The 14501-nt window shown below is 51.9% G+C and carries 14 protein-coding genes; 6 read left to right on the top strand and 8 right to left on the bottom strand.

Annotation, left to right across the window (positions count from 1 at the left end; all coding sequences use genetic code 11):
* Positions 1-181 precede the first annotated feature (181 nt).
* Complete coding sequence (gene guaA / locus GO984_RS01210; protein ID WP_157020766.1) at positions 182-1750, bottom strand: glutamine-hydrolyzing GMP synthase; 1569 nt, start codon at positions 1748-1750, stop codon at positions 182-184.
* Between the two features lie 262 nt (positions 1751-2012).
* Here guaA and GO984_RS01215 point away from each other — a divergent pair, with 262 nt between their 5' ends.
* Positions 2013-3557: a trimethylamine methyltransferase family protein gene (locus GO984_RS01215; protein WP_157020767.1), complete on the top strand. Its 1545-nt coding sequence runs from the start codon at positions 2013-2015 to the stop codon at positions 3555-3557.
* Positions 3558-3572: 15 nt separating this feature from the next.
* On the opposite strand, the gene GO984_RS01220 is transcribed toward GO984_RS01215, so the two are convergent.
* Positions 3573-3947 carry a DUF6477 family protein gene (locus GO984_RS01220; RefSeq protein WP_209279367.1) on the bottom strand — a complete coding sequence of 125 codons (375 nt, stop codon included), beginning with the start codon at positions 3945-3947 and terminating at the stop codon, positions 3573-3575.
* A 220-nt stretch (positions 3948-4167) separates the two neighbouring features.
* Here GO984_RS01220 and GO984_RS01225 point away from each other — a divergent pair, with 220 nt between their 5' ends.
* Positions 4168-5232: a DUF6456 domain-containing protein gene (locus GO984_RS01225; protein WP_157020768.1), complete on the top strand. Its 1065-nt coding sequence runs from the start codon at positions 4168-4170 to the stop codon at positions 5230-5232.
* 48 nt (positions 5233-5280) lie between these two features.
* Here the strand turns inward: GO984_RS01225 and GO984_RS01230 are convergent, their stop codons facing one another.
* A complete protein-coding gene (locus tag GO984_RS01230; protein ID WP_157020769.1) occupies positions 5281-6741 on the bottom strand; it encodes a catalase in 1461 nt (486 codons plus the stop codon).
* 96 nt (positions 6742-6837) lie between these two features.
* Between GO984_RS01230 and GO984_RS01235 the strand changes: the two genes are divergently transcribed.
* Entirely contained in the window at positions 6838-7761 is a 924-nt protein-coding gene (locus tag GO984_RS01235) for a LysR substrate-binding domain-containing protein (RefSeq protein WP_157020770.1), read from the top strand.
* A 47-nt stretch (positions 7762-7808) separates the two neighbouring features.
* Here the strand turns inward: GO984_RS01235 and GO984_RS01240 are convergent, their stop codons facing one another.
* Positions 7809-8357, bottom strand: a complete 549-nt coding sequence (locus tag GO984_RS01240) for a peroxiredoxin (protein ID WP_157020771.1) — start codon at positions 8355-8357, stop codon at positions 7809-7811.
* Between the two features lie 255 nt (positions 8358-8612).
* On the opposite strand from GO984_RS01240, the gene lipA reads away from it, so the two are divergent.
* Entirely contained in the window at positions 8613-9566 is a 954-nt protein-coding gene (lipA, locus tag GO984_RS01245; RefSeq protein WP_167740175.1) for a lipoyl synthase, read from the top strand.
* Positions 9567-9664: 98 nt separating this feature from the next.
* Here lipA and hpt read toward each other — a convergent pair whose 3' ends face one another.
* A complete protein-coding gene (gene hpt, locus GO984_RS01250) occupies positions 9665-10213 on the bottom strand; it encodes a hypoxanthine phosphoribosyltransferase (protein ID WP_138163102.1) in 549 nt (182 codons plus the stop codon).
* Between the two features lie 71 nt (positions 10214-10284).
* Between hpt and GO984_RS01255 the strand changes: the two genes are divergently transcribed.
* On the top strand, positions 10285-10731 hold the full coding sequence (locus GO984_RS01255; RefSeq protein WP_157020772.1) for a type II toxin-antitoxin system RatA family toxin: 447 nt from the start codon (positions 10285-10287) through the stop codon (positions 10729-10731).
* A gap of 25 nt (positions 10732-10756) precedes the next feature.
* Positions 10757-12049, top strand: coding sequence for an MmgE/PrpD family protein (locus GO984_RS01260; protein WP_167740176.1), 1293 nt, complete (start codon positions 10757-10759; stop codon positions 12047-12049).
* Between the two features lie 157 nt (positions 12050-12206).
* On the opposite strand, the gene GO984_RS01265 is transcribed toward GO984_RS01260, so the two are convergent.
* Genes GO984_RS01265 through GO984_RS01275 form a run of 3 tightly spaced genes read right to left on the bottom strand, consistent with a single transcriptional unit; the run spans position 12207 to position 14346 of the window.
* The gene (locus tag GO984_RS01265; RefSeq protein ID WP_157020773.1) at positions 12207-12704 is read right to left on the bottom strand and encodes a CinA family protein; all 498 of its coding nucleotides are present in this window, start codon (positions 12702-12704) and stop codon (positions 12207-12209) included.
* Positions 12701-13213 carry a phosphatidylglycerophosphatase A family protein gene (locus GO984_RS01270; RefSeq protein WP_157020774.1) on the bottom strand — a complete coding sequence of 171 codons (513 nt, stop codon included), beginning with the start codon at positions 13211-13213 and terminating at the stop codon, positions 12701-12703. The genes GO984_RS01265 and GO984_RS01270 overlap by 4 nt, the downstream gene beginning before the upstream one ends.
* Complete coding sequence (locus GO984_RS01275) at positions 13210-14346, bottom strand: bifunctional 2-C-methyl-D-erythritol 4-phosphate cytidylyltransferase/2-C-methyl-D-erythritol 2,4-cyclodiphosphate synthase (protein WP_157020775.1); 1137 nt, start codon at positions 14344-14346, stop codon at positions 13210-13212. Before GO984_RS01275 ends, GO984_RS01270 begins: the two co-directional genes overlap by 4 nt.
* Between the last annotated feature and the right edge of the window lie 155 nt (positions 14347-14501).

Here is a 14501-nt window from a genome sequence, read left to right on the forward strand (position 1 = left end):
TCATTTTCCTCAGCCTAATTCTGCGCGAGAAGGCGTCAAATTCGGTGGGGCGTCAAGGTCATTCTCAGCAGGTTAAAGGTCCCAGTAAGAGCGAAGTTTGAGTGAACACCAAAGTTTATGTTTGCACAACTGGGCAGAAAAAAGCCCGACGTTGTTACGCCGGGCTTTTCTTATTGTTGTACTATTCCCACTCGATCGTGCCGGGAGGCTTCGATGTGATGTCATAAGTTACACGGTTGATGCCTTTGATTTCGTTGATGATCCGCGTTGCGGTCTCACCCAGGAATTCATGACTGAAAGGGTAGTAGTCCGCTGTCATACCATCCACGGACGTGACAGCACGCAGTGCGCAGGCAAAATCATATGTGCGCCCATCACCCATCACGCCAACAGTGCGGACTGGAAGGATGGCAACAAAGGCCTGCCAGATATCATCGTACAATCCGTGCTTACGGATTTGGTCAATGTAAACCGCATCGGCCTCGCGCAGGATTTCCAGTTTCTCACGGGTGATTTCGCCGGGGCAACGAATGGCCAGTCCGGGACCAGGGAAGGGGTGGCGTCCAATGAAACTGGCAGGCAGGCCCAGTTCGCGGCCTAAGGCACGGACTTCGTCCTTAAACAATTCACGAAGGGGTTCGACCAGTTTCAGCCCCATTTTTTCCGGCAGACCACCGACGTTGTGGTGGCTTTTAATTGTTACAGAAGGACCGCCAGAAAACGAAACAGACTCGATGACATCTGGGTAAAGGGTCCCCTGAGCCAGAAATTCTGCGCCTTCAATACTATTTGCGTGTTTTTGGAACACGTCGATGAACAGCTTGCCAATGATCTTGCGTTTGGTTTCAGGATCAGACTGGCCATCCAGCTCGCCTAGGAACAGGTCCTGCTCATCAGCGTGAATAAACTGCATGTTGTAGTTGTCGCGGAACATGGTAACAACTTCGTCGGCCTCGTCCTTGCGTAGCAAGCCATGGTCAACAAAGACGCAGGTCAGCTGATCGCCGATGGCTTCGTGCAGCAACACGGCTGTGACTGAGCTGTCAACGCCACCGGACAGACCACAGATCACTTTCTTATCGCCAACTTGCTCACGAATGGACGCAATGGCTTGTTCTCGATACAGGCCCATAGTCCAATCGCCCGAGAAACCGGCCAACCGAACAAAGTTTTCATACAATTTCGCACCATTCGGGGTGTGGTGCACCTCGGGGTGGAACTGCACGGCATAGAAATTGCGCGAGACATCGGCGGTTATGGCGTATGGAGCGTTGGGCGAGGTTCCGTAGACTTCAAACCCTGGTGCAATTTCGCTGACGTGGTCGCCGTGGCTCATCCAGACCTGCTCGCGATCAGCATCATCGGAGAACCAGCCGGCGAGCAATGGTAGCGATTTAACAGTTGGCGTGACATAAGCGCGGCCGAACTCAGCAGTGCCGTGGCCGCTGTCAACCTGACCTCCCAACTGTTGCATCATCATCTGTTGACCATAGCAGATACCAAGAATGGGCACGCCGTATTCAAAAATCTCCTGCGGCACCCGTGGACTACCTTCGCGGGTCACACTGTCGGGCCCGCCCGAGAAGATCACCGCTTTGGGCGCCATATCGCGCACAAAATCCATTGTGATGTTCTGATAGGGGTGAATTTCGCAATAGACGTTCAGTTCTCGCAGGCGGCGCGCAATTAGCTGCGTAACCTGGCTACCGAAGTCGATGATGAGAAGGCGGTCATGGGATGTCTGGCTCATGACCGCGCCATAGGCCAGACCAGAGGCTTTCGCAAGTAAAATTGATCAAGGGGAGCGGTGTTTTGCTCGTTTGTGTCCAGCGTTTTCCGGATCCACTGCCTATACCCTGACCGTTTTCTTCCCGTAATTTAAGAATGGTCGCAATGTTGGGCTGTTTTGATGGAATGTCGCTTTTTAACTTGAATGGCCGTTATCCTTCGACGGCGGCCTGAAGCTGTACGATAAACAGAGGCAACTAAACGCCTGTGACGAAGGACAGAACATGGCTGAAGCAACCTCACGTCGACGTGCTCGCTCAGGTGGCGGCGCTGCGCGTCGCGCTGAACGTACCAGTGTAAAAATCGAAACCGCCAAGTATATCGAGCGCAACATTCCGAACTTTGAGGTGTTGAGCGAAGAGGCTTTGGGTGTGATCGAGGCCAATGCTGAAACCGTTCTGGCAGAGATCGGTGTCAACTTTGTTGATAACCCAGGGGCGCTGCAACGCTGGCGGGATGCCGGCGCTGAGATTGAAGGCGAACGTGTAAGAATACCACGCGGTTTGGCCCGCAAACTCATCGCGACGGCTCCATCTGAGTTCACACAGCATGCCCGAAATCCGGAAAAGTCGGTTGTGATTGGTGGCAAAAATCTGGTTTGTGCGCCAGTTTACGGCCCTCCTTTTGTACGAGATGTTGCCGGAGGTCGTAGGTACGCCACGATTGCGGATTTTGAAAAATTTGTAAAACTCTCGTACATGTCCAAGTGGTTGCACCATTCTGGTGGGACCGTTTGTGAACCAACTGATGTTCCAGTGAATAAACGGCATTTGGATATGTTGCTGGCACATATGACGTTGTCGGATAAACCATTCATGGGAGCGGTAACTGATCCTAGCCGAGCCCAAGACAGCGTTGAGATGTGCGAGATTCTGTTCGGAAAAGAGTTCGTTCAGAACAACACGGTGATGACTTCACTGATCAACATCAACTCGCCTATGACGTTCGATGATGTGATGATGGGCGCACTGGAAGTCTACGCCAAAAATAACCAGGCCTGCATCATTTCACCCTTTATCGTGGGAGGTGCAATGGCGCCAGTATCCGTGGCAGGGACGCTGACGCAGGTGTTGGCCGAAGTGATGGCTGGTATTGCCTATAGCCAGTTGATCCGCCCTGGTGCACCTGTGATATTTGGTGCCTTTGTCAGCTCGATTGACATGAATTCAGGAGCACCGACTTTTGGTACGCCCGAAGCCTCACTGGTCACTTACGGAGCAGGACAGTTGGCTCGTCGTCTGGGTCTACCATTTCGCTCGTCAGGATCATTTTGTGGATCCAAGTTGCCTGACGCCCAGGCAGCGTACGAAACCGCCAATAGCCTCAATATGGGCTTGATGTCTGGGGTGAATTTCATGCTGCACTCCTGCGGCTGGCTAGAAGGCGGGCTTGTTGCCTCCTTCGAAAAGTTTGTGATGGACGCTGATCAACTCGGCGCATTGCATGGGCTGGCCAAAGGTGTACCGATTGGCGAAGATGATCAGGCTATGGATGCCATTCGAGAAGTGGGGCCGGGCGGTCATTTTCTAGGCTGCGCGCATACTCAGGCAAACTTTAAAACGGCGTTTTGGAAGTCTGACCTGTGCGACTATAAGCCATTTGAAACTTGGGAAGAAGAAGGTGCCCGCGACACTATGGAACTGGCAACTGACCGGGTGGCCTATTTGATCGACAACTACCAAGCGCCCAGCCTAGATCCAGAAATCAGATCAGCGCTGCTGGCATATGTGGCTGCAAAGAAGGATTCCATGGCGGATTCGTTCATGTAAAAAGCGATAGCATCTTCAGGCAACTCTCTGAGATGTTTCATGGCGGCGATCGGCAACGGTGGCCGCCACTTTTTGTTGCGTCATCTGCATATGGGGTGCGTGAGGGGTTAAATGAGCCTCGCCCATGAGTGCGATCAAAACGTTGATGTGGTGAACGATCGAATACCCTGGATCGTTGTCACGTCTCTGATGGTCGAGAGTATGTTCTTCTTCAATCAAGTGTTCAATCAACCGTGATGGCTTTGGCGCACTGCAATCCCCCAACAGCCGTGGCAAATGACGTTGGCGGCAATAGTGAGGGGCGCCGATGCGCGCAGCCCTGATTAGCAACCTTGGACGGCGCATTTTTGACAGGCGATCAAACAGGTCCAGCATAGCAAGTCCTTTCATTGTGTGAATTATCCACAATGTCTCACAACTTGAGCGGGTGTTGCTGGGTTGATCTCCCAGCGATCTCTGCCTTTAGTATTGATTATCTAATGGAAACAATGATGAGCTGAATGGGACTATTGTTCAAAACTGACAGGCAGGTTGTGACAGCCGTGTGTGTAATTCTGGGGATAAGCGGTGGACAATCTAACCTGACTGCCTGCTGCTGGGATCTCAGAAAATGCAAAAACAATCTATTCAACTACTGCCTAATTGGGTGCCTGAAGAAGCCTGCCGTTACCTAGATCACACTGAAGCTGGTTGTTCGATTCGACAATTGGCACGGTCGGCCGGGTGCCATCCGTCTACCGTTCTGCGGCAGGTACGAAGGATCGAAACGCGACGCGACGATCCGTTGGTTGACGGTGCGTTGCAAAGGCTTGCCTCAGATCACTATGACGCTGCGACGACATACGATGTCACTGGAAACCGCAGGCCGGATGAAGAGGTGGAATTCAAGCAAAAAGCAATCAGGGTGTTGCGTGGCCTGTGCTACAGCGGCGCCATTCTGGCGCTTGCGGATGGAATGGAAATGGCTGTTGTTGTTCGAGACCCTGAGCCTCAGACCGCGTCCAAAATCGTCGTAAAACGTAGCTTTGCCGAGGCATTGGCTCTGTTGGACTGGATTAGTTGTGAGACGCCTGGTCGGATAAGCCGCTATCACATCACTGCCACAGGGCGTAGCGCTGTGAGTAGCATTATGGCTGATGTTGAAAACAGCGCGATAAATCAAGAGAGCAATGGTTTTAGTGATGACGCAAGCATATTTACAGCGCATAGCTCATCTCAAAATTGCCCCCAACAAAAAAGCCGCCGGGTTCGGTATGGGCTGGCTGAAAGCCCGCTTGATACTTTGAGTCGCCTGTTGGATCGTCATGGGAATCCATTTCTTTCGACATGTTTGGTGCAAGCAGGCGAGAGGTTGAGAGAGGACTTTGAATTGGCCCAAATAGGCGATCATCTGGCGCAAGGCCGTGCTCAATTTAGCGCCGAAAATTGCGGGGCTGCACCTCTGTCCAGTCCAGCGAAAGCCGCCAAAATACGCGCGACTGCAGCGCTTAACTCTCTAGGGCCAGGTTTGAGCGATGTGGCACTGAGATGTTGTTGCCATCTGGAAGGGTTAGAGGCAACCGAGCGACAAATGGGTTGGTCGGCGCGTTCTGGTAAAGTGGTCCTGCGGATCGCTTTGCAGCAACTGAAAGCGCATTACGACACCTCGGCCGGGTCGGACGAATTGATAGGTTAGCTATTTCCAAGTGAGCGCCCGGAGTAAAGAGAACCCCGGGCGGTTACATCAATCTGCGGCGTCGTGCATTTCAGAAAGCTTCGAGCGAGCGCTCCGAATTCCAGCGCCATATTCGGGACTTATCAAATCATAATGAACCAGAACGCGGGATATGATGTCTTCGGGGACACCTGCCATTGCTTCTGCCGTGTTGGCGTACAGTCGGGTGCGTTGATTTTCGTCCATCAAATCATGCAAAGCGCGTGGCTGACTATAATCATCATTTCCGTCACGATGATTATAACGATCTGCATCCCCAGAGATTTTCAGGGGTGGCTCCTGTAGGCCACCTTCTTTGGCGGATTCGCTGATCGAGTTGGGCTCGTAATAGGCATCAGTGTGACCGCTGCGTTGGCCCAATGCATTCATTGTACCATCTTTATGATAGTGATGCACCGGGCATTTAGGTGCATTAACAGGTAGTGATTCATAATGAGTACCCAGCCGGTAACGATGAGCATCTGCGTATGAAAAAATACGTGCTTGCAATACCTTGTCCGGCGAAGCTCCTATGCCTGGTACAGTGTTTGAAGGGGAAAATGCAGCGTTTTCGATCTCTGCGAAATAGTTCTCTGGATTTTGGTTCAACTCAAATTCTCCGATTGTCATCACCGGATAATCAGAATGGGGCCAGACCTTGGTCAGATCAAACGGATTGAATGAAGTTTTCTCGGCCTCAGTTTCGGGCATGATCTGAATTTGAAGAGTCCACTTTGGAAAGTTTCCTGCTTCAATGGCACCGAACAACTGTTCCTGATAACCTTCGCGGCTTTGCCCTACTACTTCTGCTGCTTCTGAATTGGTGAAATGTGCATGGCCTTGCTGGGTTTTAAAGTGAAACTTGACCCAAAACCGCTCACCAGCTTCATTCCATAACCCAAAGGTATGACTACCATATCCATTCATATGCATCGGGCTTACCGGCAACCCGCGGTCGGACATCAGGATGGTGACCTGGTGAAGGGCCTCTGGTGACAGGCTCCAATAGTCCCACATTGCCGTAGGGCTGCGCAGGTTGGTTTTGGGATGGCGTTTCTGGGTGTGAATGAAGTCTGGGAATTTGTAAGGGTCACGAAGGAAAAACACCGGTGTATTGTTGCCAACCAGATCCCAATTGCCTTCTTCCGTATAAAACTTCAACGCAAAGCCACGCACATCTCGCTCGTGATCAGCGGCACCTTGTTCTCCTGCTACGGTAGAGAAGCGGGCCAACATCGGAGTTTCGGTGCCAGGCTGCAGCACCTTTGCACAGGTATAAGCTGAGATATCGCCCGTTATTTTAAGAGTGCCAATTGCACCCCAACCCTTAGCGTGTACGACGCGCTCAGGTATGCGCTCACGGTTCTGATGTGCGAGTTTTTCCAGCAATTGGTAGTCCTGCATCAACAGTGGTCCACGTTCCCCAGCAGTGGCAGAGTTTTGGTTGTCTGTAATTGGTGCACCGGCAGTGGTGGTTAATCTCTTCGACATGAAATCGCTCCCTTGTGGCTATGATTACACCGAGTGTGTTCTTGTCGAGTGATAAATACCAATTGTAGTTTGTGTAATTTTTGATAGCTTTTGATTATGAATTTTACTTTGCGCCAACTCAGCTATTTTAAGTCCCTGTGCCAACACAGGAATTTTGGACGGGCGGCCGAAGCCTGTCATGTGTCACAACCTGCGCTATCAGTACAAATTCGTACATTAGAGGAAATCATGGGGGCACCACTGGTAGAGCGACGGTCTCGTGATGTTATTCAGACGCCACTAGGGCGGCAGGTTCTGGCACAGGCAGAGGTGCTTTTGGATGCAGCGCAAGTCTTGGATAAAGTGGCCCGGGATAGGGGGGCAGGCCGACGTACATTATCGCTGGGTTTGATCCCAACACTGGCGCCATATCTGTTGCCTGGTACGCTTTCAAAACTGAGGTCACAAGATTTGCAACTGAATGTTCAAATTCGTGAGGCTCGAACTGAGCGATTGTTGAGCGAATTGCAAATGGGGGCACTTGATGCGGTAATTCTAGCCCTGCCAACCAGTACACCGGGCCTGGTTGAACTGCCATTGTTTGAGGATCGTTTCCTGCTTGCAGGTTCGGCTTCCCGATTGCGTGCCTTGAGACAAGACGGCAGCAACCTCCGTCCAGAGGATCTCAAGAGCGAGCAGTTGATGCTGCTTGAAGACGGGCATTGCCTGACTGATCAAGCGCTAGAAGTTTGCGGGATGATGGCGTCCTCACCCAGTATCAACATGGGGGCGGGATCAATGGCAACACTGTCGCGACTTGTGGCTGCTGGTTTTGGTCTGACGTTAATGCCTGAGCTGGCTGTGAAGTCCGAATGTGAGGCGGCCAATGGATTAGACGTTCAGCGGTTTCCCGAGCCGCAGCCCGCGCGGCAGATTGGGCTTGTTCGACGGCATACTACAACCGGAGACGGATGGTTTGAACAGCTTGCTGAAACAGTTAAGAGTGTCGGACAAGAGATTGTAATAGAAAGTAGAAACTAAAAGGGCTCGCCTAAAGCGAGCCCAATTACAAACCTATTTTACCGCAATTATGCGGCAGATTCTTTGCTGGCGTCTGTCAGAAAGTTGAGAACCGTCTCGGGGGAGGAAACGCCATAGGGGTCTTCGCCATGGTTGTCTGTCAGGCCTGGCTCTTCGAACCAAGCTTCTACAACACCGTTGTTTACAACAGCTGCATAGCGCCACGAACGGTTGCCAAACCCCAGGTTATCTTTTGAGACTAGCATGCCCATTTTACGGGTGAATTCGCCTGAACCGTCAGGGATCACACCAACATTTTCCAGCTTCTGGGCTTCGGCCCATTTGTTCATCACGAAGCTGTCGTTTACGGACATGCAATAGATCGCATCAATACCCTGAGCTGCAAAGTCAGCAAAGCCATTTTCGAAACCAGGCAGCTGATAGGTGGAGCAAGTTGGGGTAAAAGCACCGGGCAGCGAAAACAGGACAACGCGTTTGTCGCTGAAATAGTCTGCTGTGGTTTTATCTTCCCAACGAAATGGGTTAGGACCTTCAATGGTTTCGTCGCGCACACGGGTGTGGAAGGTCACGTCGGGCAGTTTTACGCCAGCTTTCATATCTCAGGACTCCTAGTCTGTAAGGATTGTTCTGGTGCAGACTTAAAACGATTCTAAATGCCCTGCAATAACGGAGTCATTGCTAATCTCGTAGGGGCACATGTAAGGCAGAAATCAACCGATGCCCGCTTGGGCAGGTGCTTACTGAGCCCGAAGTCATGTCTTTGATGCAATACTGCGTTGCATTTATGGTCCTTCTGATGCCATTGATCTGTGCTAGACTCAGCCATCGACATTGCCACAAGGGATACCCGCGTGAGAGATCTTAAAATTCCCGAACAGCGCCACCCCGAGAAAGCGCGCCGCCCGGACAATGCCCAGCCAAAAAAACCCAATTGGATTCGGGTTAAGGCGCCAGGCGGGAAAGCCTATGCCGAAACCCATAAAATCATGCGTGACAATGGGTTGGTAACCGTTTGTGAAGAGGCTGGTTGCCCCAATGTCGGTGAATGTTGGTCACAAGGCCACGCTACCATGATGATTATGGGTGAGGTCTGTACCCGCGCTTGCACTTTTTGCAATATCGCGACAGGCAAGCCACCAGAGGATCTGGACGCCTTTGAACCAGGTCGCGTAGCCCATGCTGTCGCCAAGCTAGGGTTGAACCATGTGGTGATCACTAGCGTTGATCGCGACGATATCGAAGATGGTGGCGCAGAACACTTTGCTCAGACCATTCGTGCGGTTCGTCATCAGTCACCCAGCACCACCATCGAAATTTTGACACCCGACTTTATCAAATGTGATGCCTCGGCTCTGGAAAAAGTGGTCGAGGCGCGGCCTGATGTTTTTAACCACAATCTGGAAACGGTCCCTGGTCTGTATCCTGAAGTTCGACCCGGCGCCCGCTACTTCCATTCACTGCGTCTGTTGCAACGGGTCAAAGAAATGGACCCATCTATGTTTACCAAATCGGGTATCATGGTAGGTCTCGGAGAAGATTCGCAGTCGGTTCGCCAGGTCATGGATGACATGCGCGCCGCTGATATCGATTTCCTGACCATTGGTCAGTATCTTCAGCCAACCCCAAAGCACCATGGTATTGACCGGTTTGTCACTCCAGATGAGTTTGCAGCCTATGAAAAGGCCGCGTTTGGTAAAGGTTTCCTGATGGTTTCGGCGACGCCTTTGACCCGATCATCCTACCATGCTGGCGATGATTTTGCCCGCTTGCGGGATGCGCGCCAAAAGAAGTTGGGGCAGGGTTGATCAACGAGAACTTGGCGCAGCCTGTTGGGTTGCGCCAAACTTTCCCTAACTTTTCAGCTGGTTGGGCGATCTAGCTAAAGGCGCTAGAAGTTGGCAGCCTATTCGGGGTCGTCGGTGAATCGCACAGAACCAATAAACGGCAGGTTGCGGTTTCGTTGTGCATAGTCGATTCCGTAGCCAACAACAAATTCATCCGGGATTTCAAATCCGATCCAGTCTGAGCGAAAATCCACTTCACGTCGGCTTGGTTTGTCCAGAAGCGCGATGGATTTCAACCGCTTGGGATTGCGGCTTCGCAGCAGTTTTGTGACGTGGTTCAAGGTGTGTCCAGTATCGACAATATCTTCGACTACCAAGACATCTCGACCTTCAATAGCGCCACGTAAGTCTTTGAGAATACGCACTTCACGGCTGCTTTCCATACCATCACCATATGAAGATGCCTCTAGAAAGTCGACCTCAATCGGCAGGTCCAGTTCTCTCACGAGGTCGGCAATGAATACAAATGATCCGCGTAGTAAGCCAACGACAATCAACTTGTCAGTGTTGCCAAACTCTGAAGTGATTTCACTGCAAAGATCTTCGATTTTTGCTGCAATGGTCTTGGCACTGATCATCACATCAATGACATATGGACGCTGTGACATGGATGCCCCCTTGAATTTTCCGCATTGATAAGACAATACGCGCGTCAATTACAGCAGGAATTGTCTCGACCATGCCAACCCATTCCGAAACCCGCCAATTACCGTTTTCGGCGCAGCAAATGTTCGACTTGGTGGCTGACGTGGCTGAGTACCCAAATTTTCTGCCTTGGTGCGCAGCTGCTCGGATCCGGAACACTTCTCACTTCCAGGGAATGGTGGTGCTGGAAGCGGATTTGGTGATTTCGTTCAAAGTGTTTCGGGAACGGTTTGGAAGTCGGGTCACTCTGTTTTCCGAAGAACGGAAGATAGACACTGAGTACTTAGATGGACCATTTCGATATATGAAATCCAGCTGGGCCTTTACTGAGGCTGAGGATGGTGGATGTGAAGTTGAGTTCTTTGTCGATTTTGAGTTTAAGAACGCAATTCTACAAGGCATCATAGGTGTGGTTTTCAATGAGGCCATGCAACGTATTGTGCGGGCTTTTGAACGACGTGCGGTCCAGCTATATGGCTAAGCCGACCAACTTGGGGTGAGCTGTGGTGGGTAACTTTACTGAAAAACTGGCTGAATTTTCTTCCAAAGATCTTGTCGCAACACCGCAGCTTTTGGAAATTGGACGGCTATCGGCCTTGGATTGGTTGGCCTGCGGTGTCGCGGGGGTGTCCGAGCCGGTTTCAGGGGTCGTACGGTCCATAGCGGTTGCAGAAGGTGGTGAACATGTTGCCGACCTGTTTGGTGGCGGCGGCGCACCAGCCCGGATGGCGGCGTTGGTCAATGGGACGATTTCGCATGCACTTGATTATGATGACACTCACTTTGCCCATATTGGACATCCGTCGGTGGCCGTCTTTTCGGCCTCATTTGCAGTAGGTCAGCAATTGGGCAGGAGCTTGCCTCAGGTCTTGCTGGCATCTTTGTTTGGGATGGAGGTGTCTGTTCGGGTAGGCCAATGGTTGGGCCGAAGTCATTATCAGGCTGGGTTTCACCAAACAGCGACTGCTGGTGCCTTTGGGTCAGGGGTTGCCGCAGGGCGATTGCACGGCTTTGACACTTCGCAGATGGCACAGGTCTTGGGCCTAGCTGCCACGCGCGCCGCGGGTTTGAAGGCACATTTTGGAACGATGGGAAAACCCTATAATGCGGGAATTGCGGCTTCAACGGGTGTCGAGGTGGCGCAGTTGATACAAGCTGGATTTGTCGCAAACCCACATGCTCTGGAGGGGGAGTTTGGATTTGGGGCATCCCATCAGGGGGCTGATGCCACCAAAACTGCGCTGTCGGGCTTAGGGCAGAAATGGATGATGGAACATGTAAACTACAAGTTTCACGCCTGTTGTCATGGGTTGCATGCAGCGCTGGAAGCAGCTCGAAAACTGGACCTGGCAGCACCCGAAATCGCCGAAATACGGGTGAGAACCCATCCTTGTTGGATGTCGGTTTGCAATCAATTGGCTCCGGACACAGGGCTTGGGGCAAAGTTCTCCTTTCGGACCGTACTGGCAATGCAGGCGCTGGGATTGGACACAGCAAAGCTAGACACTTATTCAGATTCTATCTGTAGACGGCAAGATTTGCAGGCTCTGAGAAACTGTATTTATGTCGATTCTGACGACACTCTGGCTGAAACCGAAGCGGTGGTTAGCCTGTTGCGGCGTGATGGCCAGCGTCTCGAAGTTAGGCATGATTTGCAATCGTTGGTAGATCGGCCGGAGAAGGAACAAAGGGTTAGAACTAAGGTTGCGTCGTTGCTTGGCGAGGTTGAAACTGAAAAGGCCTGGAAGATGCTGCATCAAGACTTACCTGCTACTGAGTTTGCCAAGCAGTTTAGCTAATCCAATTTAGAACACGCGATGTGTAAGAAGGGGCGAATTGGTTTCTGGAGGCATGCACATACGCAGGCCAAACATCACGCTCTTTGTTTCGAATGTGATTTTTGCAGCTGACTTTGCACTGGTTGCGCAGCGTCTGCGAAAATCAAAAACTGCTAGTTTATTTTTGCAAGTGCGAGTTCATGTCGTGAACAGCATTATGTAGCAGTTCCAGCGCCTGTTTGCATGCTGCTTCGCGTACGTTCTGCCGCCCCAGCGCACCAAACTCAAGTGTTTTTGTTATCGTCTTTTGATCGGTAATCGCTAGGCCAAAACACACTCGACCTTCGGGTTTGTGATCTGACCCTCCGGGGCCTGCAATTCCTGAAATGGACACAGCGATGGTCGCCCCTGAGCTGCGCAATGCCCCAAGTGCCATTTCCGCGGCGACTTCGGGGCTGACCGCGCCAAAATCTGCAAGAGTTTTGACTGATACACCAAGCATTTCAGTTTTGGCTGAATTCGAGTAGGTGACGTAACCGTGGCTGAAAACTGCGGATGACCCGGGAACGCCCGTCAGGGCCGCGGACACAAGCCCGCCGGTACAGCTCTCAGCAGTAGCTATAGTGGCGTACTGGAGGCGAGCTGTTGAGACCAAGTCAGAAACGCTGACGGTCATTGGCCAATTATCCGTTCGACGACACCGTGCCACAAAGCGGCGAGCGAGATAACACCAATGGCAGCGAACAGGCCTGCGATTACATCATCCAACATAACACCCAGCGCATCGCCCCTGCGGTCTGCCCGACCGATGGGGCCTGGTTTGGTGATATCGAATAGGCGAAACAGGGCAAAGGCCGCGACCCATCCTGGCCACATTACCAGTATGTCGATTCCATGAATCCAGGCCGCATAACTAAGAGGCAGCAGGGCAATGAATTGCCCGACCACTTCATCTATGACGATTTCGGAAGGGTCATGATTTTTGGATCCAGCTGTCATTTGCTTGGTTGCCCAAGTTCCTTTTACAAAGGTTCCTATGACTGCAATCACCAGCAGTGGGAAACCTCCAAGCGTATGAAAGGCCCAGGCTATCGGCAAAGCTGCCAACGAACCCCAAGTGCCAGGAGCGGGACGCAGATATCCAATGCCCCCAACGGTGGCGGTCATCTGGGCAAGCCGGTTCATGTTTTCACCAACGCAGCTGTGGCCACTGCCGCGATACCTTCGCTTCGACCAGTAAACCCAAGCCGTTCAGATGTTGTGGCTTTGATCGAAACACGTTCAATTGAGATGTTGAGTATACCGGCCATTTTTGCACGCATATGTTCGGCATGGGGCCCAATTTTTGGGTGCTCGCAAACCAAGGTGCAATCGACGTTGGAAATGGAAAACCCCATTTCTTTGGCTAGATTGGCGGCGTGGTTCAGGAATATTTTACTGGCGGCGCCTTTCCACTGGGGATCAGATGGCGGAAAATGCCGACCGATATCGCCGCGAGCCAGCGCACCATAGATGGCATCTGTGACAGCGTGCATTCCCACATCTGCATCAGAATGGCCTTGTAAGCCTTTGTTGTGGGGTATTTCTACCCCGCAAAGGGTGACAAAGTCCCCATCCCCGAACCGGTGAACATCATAGCCATTTCCCAGTCTGATATCCATTTCAGTCCCCAAGATTTTTTCTGCCCGGGCAAAGTCGCCAGCGGTGGTTATTTTTATGTTATCTGGTTCGCCCGGAACGATTGCAACGTCAAGTCCTGCGGCCCGCGCAACCTCGACGTCATCAGCAGCCCCCCCTGGATGTGCCAAATGCGCCGCCAGTATAGCGTCAAATTGAAACCCCTGTGGTGTCTGCGCCGCAAACAATCCGCTTCGATCCTGTGTGCCAGTTACTTCATCTCTAGCACCAATCCACAACGCATCAGTTACTGCAAGCGCCGGCGCGGCGGCTGCGTTGCTGTCCAATGCATCGATCACTTGTTGGATTAAGCCATGACTTACACAGGGACGAGCAACGTCGTGAATAAGAACCTTGTCCACTCCGTATTCTTGCAAAGCGGTCAATCCATTGAGAACTGAACCGGCTCGATCGCTGGCTCCGGTTGCGAAGATCAAGCCGGGAATAGTTGCAAAGCTCTCGCGAACGTCTTGGTCCTTAGGAGACAGCACCAGAACAATATGATCCACTTTGGATTTAGCAAAAGCGTCAAGTGTCCAGTCGGCTACTCGGAGCCCCTTTAGCGTCCGCCATTGTTTGGGTCGTCCTCCGCCCGCGCGAACCCCACGCCCTGCAGCGACGATGAGTGCAGCAATGGTCATAAAATGCTCTCCAACCTGATTGGCGCTGTTTTTATGGGGAGTTGGTGGGGGAGGCAATCATCCACCCCTGTTTGCCTAAATTTTGTGCATTTCTTCTGAAATTTTGCAATATTTGGGGGAGTATGATTGTGAAACGGGTTCGAGGTGGACTAGAA

The sequence above is a fragment of the Parasedimentitalea huanghaiensis genome, assembly GCF_009753675.1.
GTDB classification, from domain to species: Bacteria; Pseudomonadota; Alphaproteobacteria; order Rhodobacterales; family Rhodobacteraceae; genus Parasedimentitalea; species Parasedimentitalea huanghaiensis.